1 protein-coding gene is annotated in these 306 nt (G+C 51.3%); it reads right to left on the minus strand.

Features of this window, described 5'->3' with window-relative positions; translation table 11 throughout:
- Positions 1-306 (minus strand): ATP-binding protein (locus ACGF5R_RS24735; protein ID WP_387693293.1); only part of this gene is annotated, 306 nt, incomplete at both ends.

A 306-nucleotide genomic window follows, 5' to 3' on the forward strand; every position in this document is an offset into this window, starting at 1 on the left:
TTTCTCAATAGGAAGTTGGCTTACCAGCAACACTGAGCCCCGTTGATAGAACTGATCGACTATCTCCAGTAGGTCACTGCGTTGATCTGAGGTCAGTACCTCCAGACCCCAGTCATCCAGGATTAACAACTGACTACGGCTCAGTTTATTTAACAGCCGGGGATAGCTTCCATCACCATGGCATTGTCTGCAAAGCTCCAGCAAGCCCTTTAAACGGTAGTAATACACGACATATCCCTGGCGGCAGTAATGCCGCCCCAGCGCACAGGCAAGATACGTTTTCCCGCTTCCCGTTGCCCCTGTCAG

The sequence above is a fragment of the Photorhabdus sp. RM71S genome (assembly GCF_042879355.1).
GTDB lineage: Bacteria > Pseudomonadota > Gammaproteobacteria > Enterobacterales > Enterobacteriaceae > Photorhabdus > Photorhabdus kayaii.